Consider the following 23121-nt stretch of genomic DNA (forward strand, 5'->3'; position numbering starts at 1 on the left):
GTTTATCCGATTTCTACACAATCAAGCAACTCTTGCACCACTCGCTGGTGATCGACACCATCGGCAAGTGCATCATAAGAAAGTGAGAATCGGTGTCCAAGTACCGATGGCACCATCGCACGTACGTCATCAGGCGTTACATAGTCACGCCCTTGTAGCCACGCGTAAGCACGGGCACATTTGTCCAACGAAATGGATGCACGAGGACTTGAGCCGATTTCGATCCATTTTTGTAGTTGGGAATCCGCGTAGCGCTCCGGTTTACGCGTCGCCATGACAAGTGCCACGATGTAGTTCTCGACCAAATCAGAGACAGTGATGCTTGGTAACTGGCGTCGCGCTTCAATCACAAGCTCTGGCTCAATGTGTTTTGGTGTCACTAATTCACTACTGGTTTCTGAACCCAACTCTTCGCTGCGCACCAAACGAATAATGTCACGTTCAGCTTCATCTTCTGGGTAGTCGACGGTCACTTTCATGATAAAGCGGTCCATCTGCGCTTCTGGCAAAGGGTAAGTACCCTCTTGTTCAACTGGGTTTTGCGTTGCAAGCACCATGAACAACTCTGGCAAGACGTGCGTCTTATCACCCACTGTGATCGTACCTTCTGCCATCGCTTCTAACAGTGCAGCTTGTACTTTTGCTGGCGCACGGTTTACCTCGTCCGCCAACACAATACTGTTGAAGATTGGACCAGGTTGAAAATGGAGCTGAGGCTTACCATCCAACTCTTGGTACACTTCGGTACCCGTAACGTCAGAAGGTAATAAGTCGGGGGTAAACTGAATACGACCAAAGCTGGTGTTAAGTAGGTTCGCAAGCGACTTCACCGAGCGCGTTTTTGCCGTCCCCGGTAAACCTTCTAAAAGTACGTGACCATTGGTCAGTAACCCTATCACCAAAGCCTGAACCACATGGCTTTGTCCAATGACGCTTTTTTCTGTCTGTTCGATTAATTCATTAATGGCTTGTTGTGCGTGGTTCATAGTCTACCTATTATGTTTTCGGGAGCCTGAGCGTTGAAAGTTGAGTATAAGACTGAAAGTAATAACTAAAGGTTATATTCGCTATATTCACCTGAGTTGTAAGACTTTATTAACGTAGATATACCAACCAAAATTGGCAGCGAATGGTCAAAGAACATTTTGATTCCAGAACATAAGTAGTTTAGACCAGCCTCACCATTCGGCGTGGTAAGTAGCCGATTTTTAGGGCATTCTCCCCAGCAATATTGCAAATATGGGCATTCAACACAGTATTGAGGTAAAGACGATTTTTTCGCCATGCCGAAACTGTATTGACGAGTTGAGATTGCAATCTCATTCAGAGAGCGGTCATGAATGTTAGCCAGTTGGTATTCTGGATAAACGTAATGGTCACAGCTAAACACATCACCATTATGTTCAATCGCCAGCCCTTTACCGCAGAACTCTGCGCTAACACATAATTGCGAAGGCATTCCCATCACTTGTGCGACAGCAGTTTCGAAAAGGTTGACTAAAACTCTGCCCAAATCGTTATTCACCCACTCTTCAAATACGGCAATCAGGAACTTGCCCCACTCTTCTGCATCGACTGACCACTCCGTGACAACCGACATCAAATGTCCCGGCTTCGCTAATCCACTGCCGAGTTTTGGCGACATATTTTCTTTCCAGAAATGTGGAGCAGTTTGAGTAAAAGATCGAGGTTCAACACAAGGTGTAAATTGGATGTAAGTGACACCGATTTCTTGAGTGAGAAAACGGTACACTTCGAGCGGATATTTGGCGTTAAAGCGGTTTACTGTCACCAGAGCATTGAATGACACCTTATGACGCTTCATCAGTTCAACAGCTTGCATCACGCGTTGAAACGTCGGTTTGCCACTTCGGGTTCGACGGAATTTGTCGTGGATAAATTCAGGACCATCTATCGATAGACCAACCAAAAATCCATGGTCATGCAGAAACTGACACCAAGCCTCGTTTAACAACAAGCCGTTCGTTTGAAGGTCGTTTTCGATGCGAACGCCCGGCTTAGCGTATTTGTTCTGCAGTTCAACAATCTTTTTGAAGTAATCCAATCCCAACAGTGTTGGCTCACCACCCTGCCAAGAAAACACAACCTCGTCACCATCTTGGCTTTCGATATAGCTCTTTATGAATGCCTCAAGTGTTGCATCATCCATTTTTGGCTGAGTACCTTGATTGAGTAATTCATCTTTGTGTAGATAAAAACAGTACTGACAATCGATGTTGCATTTCGCCCCGCCCGGTTTCGCCATCACGTGAAAACGTCGTTCGACTTTATCACTATTAGATGCAAACGCCGTTTTGAGAGGAGTTAATGCCATTTGAGTAGTATGAATGTGAGTTTGTTTTTTCATAAAGAACGCTCTCGAAAGCAGAAGAAAGTCAGCGCCCGAGTTGGGCGCTGTATTTAAGGACAATAACTAGGGCCTATCGACCTAAGGACAAAACGTTATTTCGGAACAAACGAGCCCGGAGCCATGCGCGGCGGGTACTCTTTGAACGTTTCCATGACCTTTTTTACTTTTTCAACCGCAGGCATCATCAAGAATGAACGTTCGTACATCCAACGGTCGTACCCCATACCAGTATCGCCACGCTCAAATGGGTCGATACTCAAATCATAGATTTGTGGAACACGTAGCTTGGTAAATGGTTTCTTCCAGATATCCAAACCAGTTTCGTTTTCTTGAATCAAGAAGTGATATTTGTATTTTCCGTAGCGTAAAGCCAGCAAATCACCGTCGTCACTCCAGTAAACAAATTCGTTACGAGCAGACTTGTCCGTTTTACCCGTTAGGTATGGCAGTTGGTTGTAACCGTCTAAGTGAACCTTGTAGTTCATATCGCCCACTTTCTTGCCTTTGAGTAGCTCTTCTTTGACGTTGCTGTTGCCCGCAGCTGCCACCAAGGTTGGTAAGAAATCTTCCAGAGACACAATGCCGTTAAGCGTCGTACCCGCTTGGATATGACCCGGCCACTTGATCACTGCAGGAACGCGGAAGCCACCTTCCCAACCCGTGTTTTTCTCACTGCGGAATGGCGTCATACCCGCGTCCGGCCATAAGTTGATCATTGGGCCATTATCTGTGGTGTAGACAATGATGGTGTTGTCATCAACACCAAGCTCTTTAATCTTATTGAGCAAGTGACCAATCTGGTCGTCATGTTGCTTCACACCATCGGCGTAGAAGCCAGCGCCAGTTTTACCTTTGTATTCGTCTGGAACGTGCGTGAAGTTGTGCATGCGCGTGGTGTTAAACCACGTAAAGAACGGTTTGTCGGCTTTGACTTGTTTCTCGATAAACGTCTCAGCCTCATCTAGGAACTCATCATCAACCGTTTCCATGCGTTTGCGGGTCAATGGACCTGTGTCTTCAATCTTGCCATCCGCATAAGAGTGGATCACACCACGAGGGCCGAACTTCTTCTTAAATTCAGGATCTTGTGGGTAGTCTACGTTCTCCGGCTCTTCTTCCGCATTTAAGTGATAAAGGTTACCGAAGAATTCGTCGAAACCGTGGTTGGTCGGCAAGTGTTCATCACGGTCACCAAGGTGGTTTTTACCAAATTGACCCGTTGCATAACCGAGGTCACGTAACAATGTTGCGATAGTTGGATCTTTCTCAGAAATCCCCTCTTTCGCTCCCGGCAAACCGACTTTAGACAAGCCAGTACGCTTTGGCATTTGTCCCGTAATGAAAGCCGAACGACCTGCTGTTGAGCTTTGCTGAGCGTAGAAGTTGGTAAACTTAGCACCGTCTCTCGCAATACTATCAATGTTTGGCGTGCTGTAAGCCAACATACCGTCGTTGTAAGCACTTAGGTTCCAGTAACCGACATCGTCACCAAAGATAACGAGAATGTTGGGCTGTTCTGCTGAATAAGCGGTCGCTGATGCCGCTCCAATCGCAAGGGTGCAGGCGTTTAATACTAACTTCTTGCCGCGTTTTTTATCGTGGTTTGCCATAAAAGAGCTCCATAAATCCGTTGCTGCTAATCTTGGGGAGGAATCAGACACCAAGATTTGATTAAGATAAAACTTGTCATTTGACGGATAAATAGAGTTCAGATACGTTAATGCATAAATTCAGTTTATGGATAAGAAGATGGACTTAAACTTGATTCAAACTTTTTTGGTGGTTGCAGAGTACCAATCATACACCAAAGCAGCAGACCATTTAGGTGTTACACAGCCTGCTGTTAGCGCCTCAATAAAGCGACTAGAGCAAGTGGTAGGCAAGCAGCTGTTTGTGAAACAAGGTAGAGGCATTGCACCAACCTCAACTGCCTATCAATTGATGCCACAGTTTCGCCAAGCAGTAAGTATTGTCGACAATGCCATTTCTGAACGCACCTCTTTTCAAGTTTGTTGCTCAGAAACCTTACTCCACAGCTTAAATCCGATTGAGAACGTGGTGTTCCACGAATCTCCACCGGAAAAATACTTACTTTTTGAACAGATTCGTCAACAAAAAATGGACTTGGTGATTGATACCATCATCACCAAAGACTCAGCTTTCGTGATAGAAACGGCTTACGACGAAGCCGCTATGGTGATATGTCGCCAAAGCCACCCTAGGATTCAAGGTTCGCTCAGCAAAGAAGCCTTCTATCATGAGAATCACTGCATGTTTTCAGGCAAGTGGAATAACACATCAGGTTTTGAACAGTTGGCAAAAGAGCCAATTCAGGAGCGAAATGTCGAGATCGTGACGTCATCATTAGCAGGTATGGCAATGTATGTAGCGCAACGTGATTGCCTCGGTGTGGTATCACGCTCATTTGCGATGAAATGGAGCAAAGCACTTAAATTACAAGTGCTTGATTGTCCGATAGAGATAGAGCGTATTCCTTATAAATTTGTCTACCATAAGCGCGACGAGCACAACCCTGCTCATCAACGCTTAAGGGAACAAATTAAGCATCAGTTAGAGTCTACTTATCCAGCACCTATTGATTTATAGAGGTTCTCAAGCGTTGAACAACCTCCGCTGGTACCACTTCCGCAAGCTGCTTAACACATTGCTCAAAAGCAAAAGCTACGGTCCCTTGTTTATAGTTGCGCGCTAACACTTCACACTCGGCGTACAAATGCTGCGGATTTCCACCCACTTGGTAAGCGGTGTTCAACGCTTTACTGGCCGCAAGCACGTCTGATTTCTCCAGAGCGAGCCCATACACATACCAATACTGCGGGTTGTGTTCTGCCGTTTCAGCCGCTTGTTTCAAATATTGGTTTGCCTTAGCGCCATCTCCAACACGAAGCCATGCCAAGCCTGCGCTGTAAGGCAATGCACTCGACTTAGGTTGCGCTTCCATCCCGGCCATCAGAGTTTCTAGTGTTTTTTTGTCGTTACCTTGTGCTCGGTATACATCCGCTAAGTTGGCGTAGCTGTTCTCAAAGTAAGGCTCTATTTCAATGGCTTTTTGGTAGGACGCAATGGCTTTGTCTGTTTCACCAAGATCTCGATAGACATTCGCGAGGTTGGTTCGCCCAAAGCCTCGATCCGCATTAAAACGCTGGATTTCCATATAGTCTTCCAGTGGTTGTCTGATCTTGTCGCGTTGCAGCGGATTCATTTCTGAAAAATAACGAACCAAAGCACCCGCTGCTTCAGCGCGAACGGACAACACTGAGTCATTTAGTAATGGTTCAAGAATTTGCCACCGGTCGCTAAATTCATAACCTGAAGAACCGACGATGGCACCTAAACGGATCATATCGCTGTCATGCTTTACTGCTCTCGCTAAGGAAACCAAAGTGTTCTTCCCGGTATTACCCCCCATTCGTTCCAAAGCTGAGGCACGAATAATATCGCTTAACGATGCGTCTTGAGCCGAATAGGCTAATGCATCGGGTGCACCGCGGTGACCAATAGAGTCGGCGTAAAATGCGACCGCAACGTGTTGTTGATTGCGGTATTTCGAATTCGGGAACCATTCGCCTATTTTCTTATCTGCCCACTGGTTGGTTTCGTCTTCATGGCATGATGTACAGACGTTTGGCGTATTGATGTGCTGACTCAGATCGGGACGCGGCACATGCCAACTGTGGTCACGACGTGGGTCAACTTGCATATAAGTCGTTTCCGGCATGTGACAAGTCGTGCATTGGGATGCCTCGGTATTTGCCTCATGGAAAGTGTGATTTTCCGGCATGTAGTCAGACGCAATATGGCACTGCGCGCAAACGGCTTCTTCAGGAATTTTTAACTCTGCGGTATGGGGGTCATGGCAGTTGGTACAGGTTATACCTTTCTCTGCCATAGCGGATTGCAAAAATGAACCGTAGACGTAATCTTCGTCATAAATCTGACCATCGTGATAATAGAGCTCTGGTGTGATTAAGCTAAGACGATATTTATCTAGGAACGAACCTTTTACATGATCTTCAGTTTCGTTGAGCTGCGTACGACGACTATGGCACTGCGCGCACGTTTGAACTTGGTGCGTCATCGCTATTTCTTTTGGCTGGAGCGTACTTTGCCCTTCTTCGTAGACCCACTCTTTTACTGCTTTACCTAAATCTCGGTCAAAACCATAGTGATTCGCTGGGGCGATGGTATTTCCAGATTTTTCCGCTTGTTTGGCAAGCTCTACATGTTCGCTGGCTGGACCATGGCACGCTTCACAACCCACATTGATCTCAGACCACGTGGTTGAATACGTATTGGTTTTGGCGTCGTAGTTCTTTTCTAGATTGGTTGAATGGCAATCGGCACACATGAAGTTCCAATTCTGGCCCGTATTGGTCCAGTAAAACTCATCTTTTGTTGTGGTGTCGGGATAGAGATGGAACCAGCGCTGTCCGCCCTCTTGCTTGGTTCTCGAATCCCAAACGAAAGGAATTAGCTGCACACGTCCGTCGTCGAATTCCACCATGTATTGTTGAAGCGGCTCCCACGCAAAGGTGTAGCTGATTTTGTAATCATGCCACTCACCATCAGGCCCTTGGATATTGACCCAATACTCTTCCCCTTTTCGATAGAAGCGATTTGGCTTCCCTTCAAAGGTGAATGTGTGGTCTTCAAAGTCACCGAGAACAGATTCTGCATCAGCGTGACGCATCGCCATATCGTGATGAGAACCTTGCCACGCTTCGGTTTCTTTCTTGTGGCAATCAATACACGCTTCACTACCAACGTAAGTAAGCGTTGAGGAATCGATTGATTTAGGTGTGTCCGTCCCTACTTGCTGCTCAACAAGAGGTTCTTGTGAAGAAAACGTTTCCTGTGCAAACAGAAAAAGACTGACGAGCGATGCAAGACCAATTAACATCTGCTTCCAACTTGCCCACTGAGTCATAAATGTCCTTGTGTGATTCCTTTTATTCTCTGTTCAAAGATAGAAGTGTTTTTTCTTTTTAGACAAGCAATTGCATCGGTTTTAAGGAAAACTGAAACAAGGCGCAAAAAAAGAGGCTCCGAAGAGCCCCAGTTGCAATCAATTCAATTCCAGTTACTTATTTGGATTCTCTTGTAATTTTTCCATTACTTGCTCAAGAGAAAAACTCGCAGCTTTCTGCCTTGGAGGATAATCTTTGAATGTTTCTAGGAACTTCCCAACATAAGCTTGCGCAGGTACTAGCATATAAGCACGGTCTAACATCCAGTCATAGTAGGTATTTGATGTAACATCTGCCACTTCATACGGGTCCATACGCAAATTGAAAATTTTTGGTACGCGAAGCTCAGTAAAAGGTTCTGCCCATATTCTTAGCGTCCCTTTCGCTCGCTGTTCCATGAACACAATCTTCCAGTTGTTATAGCGTAATGCTGTTAGATCGCCGTCATCAGAAAAATAGAATACTTCCTCACGCGGGCCCTTTTCCTCTTTACCCATCAAGTACGGCAAGAAGTTGTAGCCATCTAGGTGGACTTTGTAATTCGTTCCGTCAACAGAATACCCTTTCAACAGTTTACCTTTAACATCACTATCACCAGCTGCAGCAACTAGAGTCGGCATCCAGTCCATATGATGCATAATATCGTTAGAGACTGAACCAGCTTCAATTTTACCCGGCCAACGCACCATCGCTGGGACGCGGTATGCCCCCTCCCAATTGGTGTTCTTCTCACCACGGAATGGCGTTAAGCCTGCATCTGGCCAAGTGTTCATGTGAGGGCCATTGTCGGTGGAATAAAAGACTATTGTGTTGTCCTTAATACCTAGGTCATCAACTTTCTTGAGTAGCTCGCCAACTTGGTTGTCATGCTCAACCATAGCATCTGCATAATAACTGATCCCTGTCTTACCCAAGTTTTCTTCTTTCACGTGGGTACGGAAATGCATACGTGTTGCGTTCCACCACACGAAGAACGGTTTGTCTGCTTTCACCGCACGATCCATAAAATCAAGCGCCGCATCTAACGTTTCTGCATCAACCGTTTCCATTCGTTTTCGTGTTAATGGTCCCGTATCTTCAATTTTGCCATCGGCATAAGATTTGATGACGCCGCGAGGACCAAACTTCTTACGGAATTCAGGATCTTTCGGGTAATCCACATTCTCTGGTTCTTCCTCGGCGTTCAAGTGATAAAGGTTGCCAAAAAATTCGTCAAAGCCATGATTCGTCGGAAGATGTTCATCTTTATCACCTAAGTGATTCTTACCAAACTGACCAGTCATATAGCCCATAGGTTTGAGCAACTCAGCAATGGTGACGTCCTCTGCTTGCAAACCTAAATCCGCGCCAGGTAAACCGACTTTACTCAAACCTGTACGTAACACCGTTTGTCCGGTAATAAAGGTTGAACGCCCAGCAGTACACGATTGTTCACCATAATAGTCAGTAAACATCATGCCTTCTTTCGCAATGCTATCGATGTTAGGTGTTTTATATCCCATTAAACCAAAGGTATACGCACTCAAGTTGGATTGGCCAATGTCATCACCCCAGATGACAAGAATATTCGGTTTCTCTGCCGCGATACTGCTACTTGTCGCGCCAACAAATGCTGCGGCAAGAATCGCTAATCGGCGCTTCACGCCATAATTCGCTGTCATATAAACCTCTATCCGTATTAGAAAAGTACATCCTGCACACAAACATATAGTTCACAAAATAGACTATTGCGAATCCAATAGCATAAATAAACTTGGGCTAAAACTAAGGTCGATAGACACTCATTGCCAATAAGATTAACGTGACCCAAGTCTCGCTTCAGTTTTCCATACAAAGAGCAGGGTTTGAATATTAAACCTATAAAACAAAGAGTTACTTGCCTGCATAACTTATGGTTATAAACACTATAAAGCGACATTCTTCAATTGCATCATTAACTTAATAGCCAACGAAGCGCAGGCGGTACCTGTGCTTCTCTTCCAACTTTCAACCAATTTGGAGTTTTTATGGCTAACCAAATGAGTAAGCTGGCTGTCGGTCTCGGCGTACTGGCAACCTCAAGCGCTGCAGTGGCGGCAGACAAACCGAATATCCTAGCGATTTTTGGTGATGATGTTGGTTACTGGAACATCAGTGCATACAACCAAGGTATGATGGGTTACGAAACCCCGAATATCGACCGTATCGCAAACGAAGGTGCACTTTTTACTGATCACTACGGTCAGCAATCTTGTACTGCTGGCCGTGCATCATTCATCACAGGCCAAGAACCGTTCCGTACTGGCTTGCTTACAATCGGTATGCCAGGCTCAACTCATGGTATCCCTGACTGGGCACCAACCATTGCCGACCTTCTAAAAGGGCAAGGCTACATGACGGCTCAGTTCGGTAAGAACCACTTGGGTGACCAAGACCAACATTTACCAACTAATCATGGTTTCGACGAGTTCTTTGGTAACCTTTACCACCTAAACGCTGAAGAAGAACCAGAAACATACTACTACCCGAAAGACCCTGAATTTCGTAAAAACTACGGTCCTCGCGGTGTAATCAAGTCATTTGCTGACGGTAAGATTGAAGATACTGGCCCTATGACGCGTAAGCGTATGGAACATGCGGATGAAGAGTTTCTAGAAACGTCATTGGCGTTTATGGAAAAAGCCGTAAAAGCAGACAAGCCTTTCTTCATCTGGCACAACACCACCCGTATGCACGTTTGGACTCGTCTACAAGAGAAATACCAAGGTAAATCTGGCATCAGTATCTACGCTGACGGCATGCTCGAGCATGATGATCAAGTGGGTGTTCTATTGGACAAGCTTGATGAGCTAGGTGTCGCTGACAACACTATCGTGATCTACTCAACCGATAACGGTGCAGAGACCGTATCTTGGCCTGATGGTGGCGCGACACCTTTCCACGGTGAAAAAGGTACCACTTGGGAAGGCGGTATGCGTGTTCCTCAGCTAGTGCGTTGGCCTGGCGTAATCAAACCGGGTACTAAGATCAACGAAATGATGGCGCACCAAGACTGGTTACCAACACTGATGGCAGCAGCAGGCGTTCCTGACGTGAAAGAGAAGCTGGCTAAAGGCTACAAAGCAAATGGCAAAGACTGGCGCGTACACATTGATGGCTACAACTTCATGCCGTACTTCCAAGGTAAAGAAGAGAAAGGTCCGCGTGAATCACTACTGTACTTCACAGCAAACGGTGAACTAAACGCAGTTCGATGGAACGATTGGAAACTGCACTTCGCTACACTAGAAGGTAACATCACGGATGCGGTTCGTTTCGCGCCAAACTGGCCGAAGATCATCCACCTACGTGCTGACCCATTCGAGAAAGCGCCACACGAATCTGGCATGTACCTACGTTGGATGGCAGACAATATGTGGTTGTTCGTACCTATCCAAGACGTGCTAGGCGAGTTCTTCCAGACGTTGCCGGATTACCCAATGCAGCAAGGTCAAATGATGAACCCTGCATCAATTAGCTACCAATCTCTTGGCCTACAAGGGAAAATGAAACAGCTAGAACAACTTCAACAAGAAGTTAAGAAAATGAAATAGTTTCTTTTGCTACTACCGAAAAAACCCACCAGCCTTGGTGGGTTTTCTTTTTGTTCTGCATCAAGCTCTGCGACGGAAAGCTTCTTGTTAGCAAACACACTCACTCCACTACCACTACCACTACCACTATGAGATACCCCTTTTGAACTCATGCTAATTCAGTTCATGCTGCTTTGGCTCTTAAGCGAACATCATAGAGAAATGTTAAGTAAGCCCGTCCTCTATTAAATAGGAGTGTCAGTTCGATCAACGCAATCGCGCTGTAGATAGCTCTTAAGGCATATGTCAGCGCGTTATAACTGAGGGCATCTCTAACGACAAACAAAAAGGAGAGGTTTCCCTCTCCTTTTCTATAACTCTCTTAAAACCCTGAATCCGGCAAAATTCGCAGCAGATGACGGTGAGATAAACAGTTGAGCTTCCGCCTTCGCTTTATCCGCAGAGAAGCTCCATGCCCCACCTTTTAATATGCCTTTCGGGTCAGCTGTCCATTCCCAGACGTTACCTACCATATCGTACATACCCAAATGGTTGGCCGCGAATGACTTAACAGGAGAAGCACTTTGGTTCGACCATGGTGTACCACCCCAACCTGTATTTGCTCTTCCTACACCGAAATCACTGCCCCACCAGTATGCATCTGTAGAGCCAGCTCGACTGGCGATTTCCCACTCATCCTCAGAAGGTAGACGGTACTTATAGCCGGTCTGCTTAGATAACCAATTAGCATAGGCATTCGCATCATTTTTACTCACACAAACCACTGGATAATCTGTGTTTTGCTTGTAACCAGGTGACTGCCAATTGTTTCCTGCCACTGGCACAATAGTCGCTTCATCAATGGCTGTACAAATATGAGTCAGCTCAGCGTCCGTTTTGTAACCCGTTGCTGTCACAAATGTGCTGAATTCTTCGACTGTCACAGGGGCAGTCCCTAATGCAAACCCTTTAGGTAAGGTAATCTGCTTAGCTGCATTTTCACCGACTAAAAAAGTACCAGCGGTAACCACAGACATTTCTGGTGCATTGGTGTTTTTATTGATGTAGTCGGCAAAAGTTTCCCCAGCCTTTGGTGCATTCGATTTAGCCACCAAGTTGGCACGGATTGTTTGGTCCTGCCCAATGGTAAATTGGCGGCTAAATGGCTTGTAGCCTTCTTTCTCGATAGTGATTTGGTGCGTGCCACCTGACAACATCACCTCTATAGGCGTAGAGCCGTAGCGCACACCATCAATTGTCACCCGATCATCAAACTGACTAGAACGAATTATCACCGTATGCCAAGCGACCTCGACACTTTGCGATTGCTCCTCCCCAAGTGATGGCGCAAAACAATACTTCGAATCAAGATCTAGCAACTTACACGCAGCATTGTCGGCAGGTTTTGACGTCAAGCCGACCTTCAAGGTGGTTTTGTATCTGTTCTGATCAAAGAAACGAGATGAACCCTCAGAGTACTCGGATACATGGATATTCAAAGAAGCAGAAGCTTGATTTTGCATCACTATTTGTGATTCGGAGGTGTTGGATATAACACTTGATTTAAACTGCCCGACTGCTTTCTGGATCGCCAAATTTAATGTTTGTTTCTTACACGCGTCCAGCGTCATATCACTTGCACAAGTGTTTACATAACTAACCGTCTCTGTGCCTGCTTTTTGGATTTCTTCTCGAAGCAAAGCCACTCGAGCACGCTTTTTCTTCTCACCGAGTTCTTGGATTGTCAGCTCTAATTGATGCTGAATTGCTTGCGCTTCAGAGAGTTCATTATTGATCTCCTCTTTTTTCTGTTGGGAGGCCAGCAATTCTGATTGTGCGTGTTTAAGATCGTTCCAAGCACTTTGGTAGTGTTGTTGGCTAGGAACAATGTCGAGATCAGGATCATCAATCATCTTTGCATAATCAGCCGATAACTGTGCTTTAGCTTTTGCTAGCTTTACTTCCAAGCCGTTAATTTGTTCCGACAACCTAGAACTCTGAGCAGATTGATTATCAAATCGAGTTTTAATTTCAGAAACCGTTTGCTTTGCATCCTGTAGCTCTGAGTTTTTCTCAAATAGCGTACTCTGGATTGTCGTTGGAGTCTTACTAGACTCAATTTGAGCAAAAGTGGGCAGTGATGCAAGTGAAGGGACCATCGCCAACACAAGAACAGATAAACCGTATCGCATTGTTCCTACTTAATATTTCTAGTTATGACGCAAAACGCCACTTCACCATAGATATGGTAAAGTGGCGATGATTTAAAAGCTTTGAATGCTCTTAACCTCTGCTGTTTTCAGCAAGCTTCACCCAAACCGTATCTCGGTTGTTAAGATAAATCTCGCGATTATAAGTTTCATAGCCTTGCTTGGACACCGTAACCTGGTGCTTACCTTTTGGCAGCATCAACTCAACGGGTGTACTGCCATAGCTTACGCCGTTAATTGTTACCGCATCACCATACTGATCAGAGCGAACGGTCAAGTTAACCCAGCTTTTAGGAGGCTGTTTTTTACTTGATGTTTCTGCTGTTGCTTGGCCATTTAAACAGTAACGCGTTGACAGTCCAAGAAGCTTACACGCAGCCGTTGCTTCTGGTCTTGCTTGAAGTTGCGCTTGGATATGAGTCGCGTAATCACCGTTGCCCGAAAAACCACTTTCAATAACTTGGCTTTCCTGTACGTAGATGTTCAGCTGAACCCCTTGCAAATTCTGACGCACAAGTTCTGATTCAGTTAAATTATTAATCAACTTACCTTTGAAGGTATTCACTGCTTTTTGTTTTGTTAAGTATTGTCCTTGGCCACTACACTCACCCAACGTCATAGAAGGCGAACAATTTGTAGTATAACGAGTTTCTAAAACAGCGCTCTCTCTTAGCTCAGTTTCCAAGCGTTTTACACGAGCATCGAAACGAGACTCTTGGAGATTTGTGTATTCACTGTTCAATCTAGCTAACTTGTGCTTAAGCTGTGAAAGGCGAGATTCAGATTCTTCAATAGACTGAGTTAGCTTAAGCTGGTCTGTTTGATTATCTTTTACTGCAGCCCAACTCTCTTGATACTGCTTTTGGAATGATACAAGGTCTGTTTCAGGGTCTTCTAGTAGGCGCGAGTACTGTTTATCAAGCGCTGACTTAGCACGGTTTCTTTTTGCCTCTAACTCTTCACCCGATGATATCAAACGCACTTTATCATTCTGTAATTGGCGCAGTGCTGACTTTTGCTCGTCATACTTTGCATCTAGATCTTGGATCTCTTGATGCTTAATTTCGATTTTTTGGTCAACAGCAGCAACAAGATCTGGCTGTTCACCGTCTTGGGCTAATACGTAAGTCGAACCCAAAGAGCAAGCTAGCGCAATAGTAAGCGCTGAAACTGAACGTGTTTTCATAATTCCCTGCTAATGTAACGCGGCATCAAACTTTACGCCGGGGTAATGGCAATTTACCCAATAGACAACTTATCTCTATTTTTATTTTTGAGCTTTATAGAGAAACCGAGGAGTGGTTAAAATTTGCACTTCAAATCCCCAAACCTATCAAGGCATTGTATAACAAAAAGAAATTCAAAATCCTCCACAAAGGCATGTATAAATCACATTTCTGAGCTTTTTATTAACGGTAAATTAAGTATTTATAAAAAAGCTACCGCACGTAGTTGCACATATAACTGATATGATCAAGCGCGCAACTGGAATCAACTCTGCATATTTGAGGTACTTAGGTATAATAAACATACAATAATCAAAACCTTTAGGCTTCGATGAAATATAAACACTTTTTGATATTGAGCTTTGTGACTCTATTTGCCGGTTGTGCAGCCTACGCTGGATTTAACTTCGATACTCTGTTTGGGCCTGAACAAGTTCAAGAACGGACGGCTGAGATTAGTACACCTCAAGCCGACTTCTTCCAACGCGAAGTTAAGCCTATTATTGATAATCGCTGTGTCGTCTGCCATGCCTGTTATGACGCACCTTGTCAGCTTAAACTCTCTTCTGTTGAGGGTATCGACCGCGGTGCAAGTAAAGCACTGGTATATGAAGGCACTCGTCTCACTGCTGCTGCTCCAACTCGCTTGTTTGAAGACGCACAGACCACTCAAGAATGGCGAGATGCAGGCTTTCATCCGGTCCTAAATGAACGCGAGCAAAGTTCCGCAGCAAATTTAGACGCGGGACTGATAGCGCGCTTATTACAACAAAAAGAACGCCACCCTTTACCTGACCAAGTACAATTAGAAGGGTTCGACTTCTCTATCGACCGAGAGCAAACGTGCCCAACTATCGAAGAGTATGCTCAATACGAACAAGACAACCCTACTTGGGGAATGCCGTTTGGCATGCCGAATCTAACGGCAAATGAATATCAGACCCTAATGCTGTGGTTAGAAAATGGCGCAATGATGAACGCGCATGAGCCTCTCACTGAGCAACAGCAAGCGGAAGTAGATAAGTACGAAACATTACTGAACAAAAGCTCGCGGAAAAACCAACTAGCAGCCCGCTACATCTACGAGCACCTGTTTCTGTCTCATTTGTTCTTCTCCGAATTGAGCGACGAACAGCCTCGCTTTTTCACTCTCGTCCGCTCTGCAACGCCTCCAGGTGAACCTGTTAAACGCATTACCACCCGCCGCCCGTACGACGACCCGCTGGTTGAACGCGTATACTATCGCCTCATTCCGGAGCAAGGCACGATTGTGGATAAAACCCACATGCCATTTGCACTAAACAAACAACGGATTGAAAACTGGAAGAAGTGGTTCATTGATGCCGATTATCAAGTAGTGCAGCTCCCAAGCTACGCACCAGAAGTCGCGGCAAACCCTATGACCGCCTTCATTGATTTACCAGTGAAAGCTCGCTTTAAGTTCATGTTAGATAATGCGCAAAACACGATCATGGCTTATATCAAAGGTCCAGTATGCCGCGGACAACTCGCATTGAACGTCATTAACGACCGCTTTTGGGTGTTTTTCTTAGATCCCGACAAAGCTGATATCCCTGAAGTAAACGAGTTCTATCGTTCACAAGCTGAAAACCTAAAACTGCCGAGTGAGCTCGAAAGCAATACTGTACCAGTAACAAATTGGGTTAAGTACTCTCGTCAGCAAGCCCGTTACCTAGAGGCGAAATCAAACTTCATCAACCAATGGTTCAAGAACGGTGAGCACTTATCCACTGACGTGATTTGGGATGGTAACGGCACTAACCCGAATGCGGCACTTACGGTATTTCGTCACTTTGACAGTGCGTCAGTGGTGCAAGGCTTAGTAGGCGAGCAACCAAAGACGGCATGGGTGTTAGACTACGCTCTGCTTGAGCGTATTCACTACCTTTTAGTCGCTGGTTTTGATGTTTACGGTAATTTTGGCCACCAGCTAATTACACGTATGTTTATGGACTTTTTGCGACTTGAAGGGGAAAGCAACTTCATTGCCCTCCTTCCTGCAGATATGCGTCATAAAGAACATTCGAGTTGGTATCAAGATCAGCCACGGCAGTTAAGCGACTTCTTGCAACGAAACGTCGCGCCATTTAGTCAGCCAACCAGTGTGGTCTACCACACCGATGACCCCAAGTCGGAGCTATTAGATATTTTACGTAAACAGGTATCTCCAATCTTGTTACCGCGCTACAAAATCATCGATACAGCACTAACAGTGGAAAACGAACAGCATTTGGCAAGCATCAATCAAGTTCATGGTGAAGGGCTAAAAACGGTTCCACAAATAATGATGCTGATGGTGAAAAGTGAAACAGGAGAAGATGAGCTGTTTACTCTGTTGCACAACAATGCTCACATCAATATCTCTAGTCTATTCAATGAGGAGAGCAACCGCGATTTCGCGAACGACGATATGACCATTGTTCGTGGTGTGGTTGGTAGCTACCCAGCCGTATTTTTCTCTCTACGAGAAGATCAGGTAAAAGAATTTGTCGATAATTTTAGCAACCTTAGATCAGAGGATGATTACGTTAAGTTGTTGGATAAGTTTGCGATTCGCCGTAGCTCTGACAAATTCTGGCCATTTAGCGATCGCTTGCATGATTGGTATCGTGCAAAACAACCGATCGAATTTGGTTTACTTGACTATAATCGTTTTGAGAATCGATGATGATCTAAGGGGGCTCTCATGAGTATCCGAGATAACATTGCCGCTCTCGAGCAACAAATTTACGTTGCCTGCTCCGAGGGAGACTACGATACGGTCAATATGCTTGAGCACCAACTCGAATACTTACGTGGTAGAGTGGAGCATCCGTTGGACGATGACCCATATGCCATAGACACTCGGTTTGAGTGGGATGATAATTTGACCAAATAGAAAAAACCTCCGGACTAAGCCGGAGGTTTTTGTTTATGTACCAGTTAAGTACTGTTGTTCTTTCTCTATGGCGCTAGGAGCGCCGTAGTTATTCCATCATAAGTTCATCAAGAGCTATGACTGATTCATTAACTTGCTTCTTCAACGTGTCATTAGCCATTGCGTACGCTTCTAACGGCTCTGGCGCAATCTCGATGATTTGACAAGTATTCATTAACGCCGTTAAACCTAAGCTGCCTGCACTGCCTTTTAGCTTGTGAGCAAGATCTTTTATCGCTCGGCTGTCACCATTCTCATCAGAGGCCTCAAGTTGGCTCAGTATATCCGCGCTCGTTTGTCTAAATAGATCGATGATGTGCAGCATTTTCTCTCTACCCAAAATCTTCATATCAGACTGAATCACGTTAGGGTTAATGATAACCATTGCTGGCTCCTCTGCTATTGGGTCTTCAAAGACCGTTTTTTCATTATTTTTTGGCGTTGTGTTCTGCTCTTGTTGAGCAATGCAGTTTTGAGGAAGTAAGAGTTGTCTACCTTCCAACATATCTTGAATCAATGCCGCAAGTACTTCTTTTTCCATCGGTTTAGGTAAGTAGCCATCAAAACCTGCGGCCAAATAGCTTTCTACTTCTTCAGCAAAAACATGAGCAGAAACTGCCACCATTGGAGTTGATACCAATGCTCTGTCTGCTGGTTTATTTCTCTCAATGCGTTTAAGGCGGTGGATTAAATCAGCACCGTTGCAATCTGGCAAGTTGATGTCGACTAATGCAATGTCAAAATCATGCTTATCAATGATCTGCTCCGCGTCTAAGCCAGTCTCTGCCATCATAACTTCGTGCCCCATGCTCTCTAAGAACCCTTCGGCAACGACACGATTGACCGGATTATCTTCCACAACGAGTACTTTCGCGCGGACTTTACAACGCGCACTTGCGATAGAAACCGTTTCTACAGGTTCACTTTCTTCTAATGGGATAGAGAACCAGAACCTACTACCTTGACCTTCATCCGAGTCTACATCCAAGCTGCCACCCATCGCTTGAATAATCCGACGACTGATCGCCAAACCTAAACCTGTCCCACCAGTTTGATTCAAACCACCTTCTGCTTGAGTAAAAGCATCAAACAGTGTCTTTTGATCTTTCTTCGCGATACCAATTCCTGTATCAGAGACTTCAAACAGAACTTGGGATTCATCTTCAGGGTTTAGACTAACGTAAATATCAATCTCCCCTTCTTCCGTAAACTTAATCGCATTTCCGACCAAATTACTTAGAACTTGGTTAATTCGGGTTACATCTCCCTTCCAGTAACGGCCAACATCACTTTCAATATGGTAAGAGAAAAGCAGTTTCTTCTCTTGCGCCTTACCATTCATGAGCTGAAATGTGTCTTCTATCATTTGATGTAAATCAAAGCCTTGACTACGAATTTCCAAATGCCCGGCTTCAATTTTAGAGTAATCAAGTACGTCATTTAGAATCGCCAATAATGTTTTGCCACTGCGATTAATGATTTCTGCATAACGCTTTTGAATAGGATTCAGACCTGAATCGATCAGTAAACGAGCCGTCCCTAAAACACCGTTCATAGGAGTTCGGATTTCATGACTCATTGTTGCTAAGAATGCCGATTTAGCACGACTCGCCTGCTCCGCTTGTTTGCGAGCTTCTGCATGATTTAGTACTTCTTCATTCAAGCGGCGGTTCGCTTGCTTCAGCTGAGAAGTACGATCTTCTACCAGCTCCTCAAGATGCTCTTTATGTTCCTCTAAATCGCGTTTTGCTTTCGCTTCACCTTCTGCAACAACTTTTAAAGCTTGTGCCGTGTTTCTCGCGGTGATAATTGCCTGCCCCATATGAGCTAGCTCATCCTTACCTTTAACCTCTAACTCTACTGCTAGGTTACCTTGAGCAACAGACAACAGTGCTGCGGAGTATTCCGCCAAACGTTTTACGACTGAAACGTAAACAACACGCCATAGAATAAGCACTACAATGATAAGACCAACGATAGAAATCACGGTAAGCGACCACTGTGCAAACTTCAATGTGCTGGTTAACTGGTCGACAGCAACAGTGGTTGTTTGATTTGAGTCATCCACCAATTGGTTTACGGTGCTGTTTAGCTCTGAGAACAACTCTAACGTTTTGTGCATTAGTTGTTGAGATTGTTCATTATTTTCATACTGTTGCATTAAGATGGTGAATACAACCTGACGCTTACCCAGCTCAGTAAGCAGCTGTGCCATTTGCTTCGAACGCGTCGGATCTTCAACTGCAAGCACACGGCGCTTCATTATCTTTAAATTATCTTCAAACGCGTGCTGAACTTGCTGGATACGATCCATATTGGTGAGTGTGCGTGCTTCTTCAATCTGGTTGAGCATTTTGAATGCCAACAAATGTAACTCGTGTAAACGCTCTGATAGGTCTAGATCCACTTCGACCAAGGCATCTAACGCTTGATAAACCTGTTGCTTTTTATTTGCCTCAAGTAAATCGTAAATATGCGTGACATTCGCTACTGCAATAGTGCTTGTATTTTGCACTTGAGTACGAGTTAGCTGTTCTAACTCCTCACTTAGCAAACGCATTTCCTCAACACGTGTTTCGATTTCCTTAGCCAACCAAAGCTTGCGTTCTACCGAGACACCAAGCTCAGCCAAGTTATTGATGACATTTTCAACATTTGCTTCCAGCTTTTGTAAAAGACTAGGATCGAAAGATTCCCCCCCCAGCTCTTTAATATGTGAAAGTAATGATTCAAGTTGCTCAAAAAGTACCTTACCTGCTTCTTTTCGTTCTTTTTCATTTTGTGCATTCGAAAGCATTTGAACAGAAGAAATGATACGTGTGCTCAACTCAGAAACTTGGCGAGCCTCAATCATCGCGGGAATAGCAGCATCTACAACATTCCGCTCAGTTTTGGCCACCAGAGAAAAACCAGACACCCCTATTAACGCAGATGCCATCACCAACATCGCCATCGCAATAAAAGACAAAAGCAGTTTGCGACCAATGCTCGCTGTTGCTAGCAACATATTTTCCTTACCTTAATGTTCGTGTTCGGCGTTAGTTTACGTTATATTTTGCAGTGTTTACTTAATCTATGCCAACGAACTTCATTTCATGGTTATAAATCAGCGCTCAATTCGCACAATTTTCGGACATTCTGCCTTAACACTGTCAATTTTCGCTTCAGTGCCAGCGTTCGCAGCCGAAAAAATATGTGCCATTTATCCACACTTAAAGGACTCATACTGGCTATCAGTAAACTATGGAATGGTTTCCGAAGCGGAAAAACTCGGTGTCGACTTACGTGTACTTGAAGCCGGCGGTTATCCAAATAAAACTCGTCAAGAGCAACAACTGGCTTTATGTACCCAGTGGGGAGCAGACGCTATTATTCTGGGCACGGTCGATCCGCAAGCCTACGAGCACAACCTAAAATCATGGGTAGGCAACACGCCAGTATTTGCAACGGTCAATGAGCTCAAGTTAGATAAAGAGCAAAGCAAGCTTCTAAAAGGCATTGTTGGGGTTGATTGGTATTGGATGGGTTACAAATCAGGAAAATTCTTGGCGCAACGCCACCCTAAAGGTAGCGGCCAAACCAATATCGCCTTGTTATTGGGGCCGAAGACGCGCGGAGGAACAAAGCCTGTTACCGAAGGTTTCTATGACGCCATTAAAGATAGCGACATCCATGTTGTTGATAGCTTCTGGGCTGACAACGATAAAGAACTACAGCGAAACATCGTTCAACGTGTTATTGACATGGGTGATATTGATTACATTGTTGGAAGTGCCGTGGCTATTGAGGCTGCAATTAGTGAGCTACGTAGTGCACAAAAAACAGATGAAATTGGCTTAGTGTCTGTTTACCTGAGTCATGGCGTCTATCGAGGGCTACTTCGAGATAAAGTACTGTTCGCACCTACCGACAAGATGGTAGAGCAAGGCCGCTTGTCTTTGATTCAAGCTGCAAGCTATTTGCGAAACCAATCGTATGAAAAACAAGCTAGCCCAGAGATAAAAGCACTAACCCCAAAGACACTTCATAACGAAACAATTGAAGAATCGTTATCTCCGTCAGAGTATAGGCCGACATTCAGCGTTAAAGCAGTTGAATGAGAATTGAAAAACGTGTTCTATAAGTAACAGCAAATTACACAGAATAAAATCGATAACGGAAATAACTTGATGCAAAAAACAATTCGCACCATGCCTACTCATAAACACATCGCATTGGTTGCTCATGACAACTACAAACCTGAACTTTTGCGCTGGGTGAAACAGAATAAAGAAAAATTACAGGGACACTTTCTCTATGCGACTGGCACAACCGGTCATATGCTAAGCAAAGAAACTGGTCTTGCAATTAAAAGCATGATCAGTGGCCCTATGGGTGGTGATCAACAACTTGGCGCGCTTATTTCAGAAGGGAAGATTGACATGCTAATTTTCTTCTGGGACCCATTAAATGCTGTACCGCACGACCCAGACGTAAAAGCACTGCTGCGTATTGCCAGTGTTTGGAATATTCCTGTTGCAACCAACCGAGCTACTGCAAAGTTCTTGTTTGAATCCCCACTCCTTAATGAAGAAGTAGAAGTGGAAGTTCCTGACTACGATGCCTATTTAGCGGAACGTACTTAAATTAAAAAAACAGCGGCTATATTGCCGCTGTTTTTATATCTCGAATAATAAGGATTAAGGCTTAGGATAGAACTTTAGCCTTTCCCCTTCTACCATCACACAATCCATTCCAGCGGCGTGAGCTGCTTTTTTACCTAGTTCGGTATCTTCAAACACAACACACTCTTCTGCACCGAGGCCGAGTTGCTCTGCTGCCATTAGAAACGTATCTGGGAACGGCTTATGGTTTTCTACATCTGTCGCGGTTACCACGGCGTTAAGCTTCTTCAAGATGCCTGCTTTAGCTAATAGACGTAGTGCACTTTCACGCTGGCTACCTGTACCTACTGCAATTTTCTTATTGCCAAGATGCGTATCCAAAACGATATTCGTGCATGAAATGATTTCACCGTGTTGTTCCATTTCAGCAAACGTGTCCATTTTAAAACGCGACACAACTTTAGGATCGAGAGATAAACCATGCTGGCGGTTCACTTCACCGACAATTTTGAAACTTGGCATTCCCCCTAAACTGTGAAGCCAATCTTGGTGGAATGGAAAGTTAAAACGATCTGCCGTTGCTTGCCAAGCCGCTAAATGCGCCGGCATGGTATCAATTAAGGTGCCGTCCATATCAAAAATCAGGCCTTTGTAGGGGCTTAAATCAATCGTGTTCATCTCTATTCTTCTACTTTTACATTTCAATATGGTAATTTATCAGTCATCGCAGTAACCCCTATTGGCATTTATCAAATATGCTCAAAATTTCGAACTCCGTCACAATTCAAGACTGGGAAATTCAACTTACTTCCATAAGAGCTCAAGGTTCTGGCGGTCAAAACGTTAATAAGGTATCGTCCGCGATACATTTACGCTTTGACGTACATCATTCCACACTTCCCCAATTCTACAAAGATCGCTTACTCGCTATATCTGACAGTAGAATATCAAAGGAAGGCGTGGTGGTAATTAAAGCGCAAACGTACCGGACACAAGAGCAGAATCGAGAAGACGCGCTAAATAGGTTAGCTGCCCTGATTCAATCTGCGAGTCATCAACAAAAGAAGCGAATTTCAACCAAACCAACAAGAGCTTCACAACGACGCCGCTTAGATAATAAAACCAAACATGCGGTCAAAAAAGAACACCGAAAAAAGGTGTCATTCTAAAACGTCAAAAGCTAGAGCCATTACATTTAAAGACCAGCATAGGTCTCGATTTTTAGTCAATTAT

Annotated in this window: 16 protein-coding genes; 7 read left to right on the forward strand and 9 right to left on the reverse strand. The window is 44.6% G+C overall.

The features are described from left to right. Positions 1-2 precede the first annotated feature (2 nt). From ACTS60_RS06480 to ACTS60_RS06490, 3 genes are all read right to left on the reverse strand, one after another. The gene (locus ACTS60_RS06480; RefSeq protein WP_440887567.1) at positions 3-986 is read right to left on the reverse strand and encodes an AAA family ATPase; all 984 of its coding nucleotides are present in this window, start codon (positions 984-986) and stop codon (positions 3-5) included. Between the two features lie 65 nt (positions 987-1051). Further along, the gene (locus ACTS60_RS06485) at positions 1052-2368 is read right to left on the reverse strand and encodes an anaerobic sulfatase maturase (RefSeq protein WP_440887568.1); all 1317 of its coding nucleotides are present in this window, start codon (positions 2366-2368) and stop codon (positions 1052-1054) included. A 95-nt stretch (positions 2369-2463) separates the two neighbouring features. Continuing rightward, positions 2464-3981, reverse strand: a complete 1518-nt coding sequence (locus ACTS60_RS06490) for an arylsulfatase (protein WP_440887569.1) — start codon at positions 3979-3981, stop codon at positions 2464-2466. A gap of 127 nt (positions 3982-4108) precedes the next feature. Between ACTS60_RS06490 and ACTS60_RS06495 the strand changes: the two genes are divergently transcribed. Next, the gene (locus ACTS60_RS06495; RefSeq protein ID WP_440887570.1) at positions 4109-4978 is read left to right on the forward strand and encodes a LysR family transcriptional regulator; all 870 of its coding nucleotides are present in this window, start codon (positions 4109-4111) and stop codon (positions 4976-4978) included. On the opposite strand, the gene ACTS60_RS06500 is transcribed toward ACTS60_RS06495, so the two are convergent. Next, the gene (locus ACTS60_RS06500) at positions 4965-7319 is read right to left on the reverse strand and encodes a multiheme c-type cytochrome (protein ID WP_440887571.1); all 2355 of its coding nucleotides are present in this window, start codon (positions 7317-7319) and stop codon (positions 4965-4967) included. The two genes, ACTS60_RS06495 and ACTS60_RS06500, sit on opposite strands and share 14 nt — an antisense overlap. Before the next feature lie 153 nt (positions 7320-7472). After that, the gene (locus tag ACTS60_RS06505) at positions 7473-9020 is read right to left on the reverse strand and encodes an arylsulfatase (RefSeq protein WP_440887572.1); all 1548 of its coding nucleotides are present in this window, start codon (positions 9018-9020) and stop codon (positions 7473-7475) included. A gap of 345 nt (positions 9021-9365) precedes the next feature. On the opposite strand from ACTS60_RS06505, the gene ACTS60_RS06510 reads away from it, so the two are divergent. After that, a complete protein-coding gene (locus ACTS60_RS06510; RefSeq protein ID WP_440887573.1) occupies positions 9366-10931 on the forward strand; it encodes an arylsulfatase in 1566 nt (521 codons plus the stop codon). 350 nt (positions 10932-11281) lie between these two features. On the opposite strand, the gene ACTS60_RS06515 is transcribed toward ACTS60_RS06510, so the two are convergent. Then, positions 11282-13102 (reverse strand): SUMF1/EgtB/PvdO family nonheme iron enzyme, encoded by a 1821-nt coding sequence (locus ACTS60_RS06515; protein ID WP_440887574.1) that lies wholly within the window; start codon positions 13100-13102, stop codon positions 11282-11284. Positions 13103-13193: 91 nt separating this feature from the next. Beyond that, the gene (locus ACTS60_RS06520; RefSeq protein ID WP_440887575.1) at positions 13194-14306 is read right to left on the reverse strand and encodes a PEGA domain-containing protein; all 1113 of its coding nucleotides are present in this window, start codon (positions 14304-14306) and stop codon (positions 13194-13196) included. Between the two features lie 371 nt (positions 14307-14677). On the opposite strand from ACTS60_RS06520, the gene ACTS60_RS06525 reads away from it, so the two are divergent. Both ACTS60_RS06525 and ACTS60_RS06530 read left to right on the forward strand, forming a co-directional pair. Next, the gene (locus ACTS60_RS06525; protein WP_440887576.1) at positions 14678-17035 is read left to right on the forward strand and encodes a fatty acid cis/trans isomerase; all 2358 of its coding nucleotides are present in this window, start codon (positions 14678-14680) and stop codon (positions 17033-17035) included. An 18-nt stretch (positions 17036-17053) separates the two neighbouring features. After that, entirely contained in the window at positions 17054-17245 is a 192-nt protein-coding gene (locus ACTS60_RS06530; RefSeq protein WP_038886761.1) for a hypothetical protein, read from the forward strand. 88 nt (positions 17246-17333) lie between these two features. Here the strand turns inward: ACTS60_RS06530 and torS are convergent, their stop codons facing one another. Then, a complete protein-coding gene (gene torS, locus ACTS60_RS06535; RefSeq protein WP_440887577.1) occupies positions 17334-20291 on the reverse strand; it encodes a TMAO reductase system sensor histidine kinase/response regulator TorS in 2958 nt (985 codons plus the stop codon). Positions 20292-20355: 64 nt separating this feature from the next. Here torS and torT point away from each other — a divergent pair, with 64 nt between their 5' ends. After that, positions 20356-21384 carry a TMAO reductase system periplasmic protein TorT gene (torT, locus tag ACTS60_RS06540; RefSeq protein ID WP_440887604.1) on the forward strand — a complete coding sequence of 343 codons (1029 nt, stop codon included), beginning with the start codon at positions 20356-20358 and terminating at the stop codon, positions 21382-21384. A 69-nt stretch (positions 21385-21453) separates the two neighbouring features. Beyond that, entirely contained in the window at positions 21454-21909 is a 456-nt protein-coding gene (locus ACTS60_RS06545; protein ID WP_440887578.1) for a methylglyoxal synthase, read from the forward strand. Positions 21910-21963: 54 nt separating this feature from the next. On the opposite strand, the gene ACTS60_RS06550 is transcribed toward ACTS60_RS06545, so the two are convergent. Continuing rightward, positions 21964-22566, reverse strand: coding sequence for a beta-phosphoglucomutase family hydrolase (locus ACTS60_RS06550; RefSeq protein ID WP_440887579.1), 603 nt, complete (start codon positions 22564-22566; stop codon positions 21964-21966). Between the two features lie 77 nt (positions 22567-22643). Between ACTS60_RS06550 and arfB the strand changes: the two genes are divergently transcribed. Further along, positions 22644-23057: an alternative ribosome rescue aminoacyl-tRNA hydrolase ArfB gene (arfB, locus tag ACTS60_RS06555; RefSeq protein ID WP_440887580.1), complete on the forward strand. Its 414-nt coding sequence runs from the start codon at positions 22644-22646 to the stop codon at positions 23055-23057. The last annotated feature ends 64 nt before the right edge of the window (positions 23058-23121 follow it).

Source organism: Vibrio sp. WZ-1 (assembly GCF_052037695.1).
In the GTDB taxonomy this organism is placed as follows: Bacteria; Pseudomonadota; Gammaproteobacteria; order Enterobacterales; family Vibrionaceae; genus Vibrio.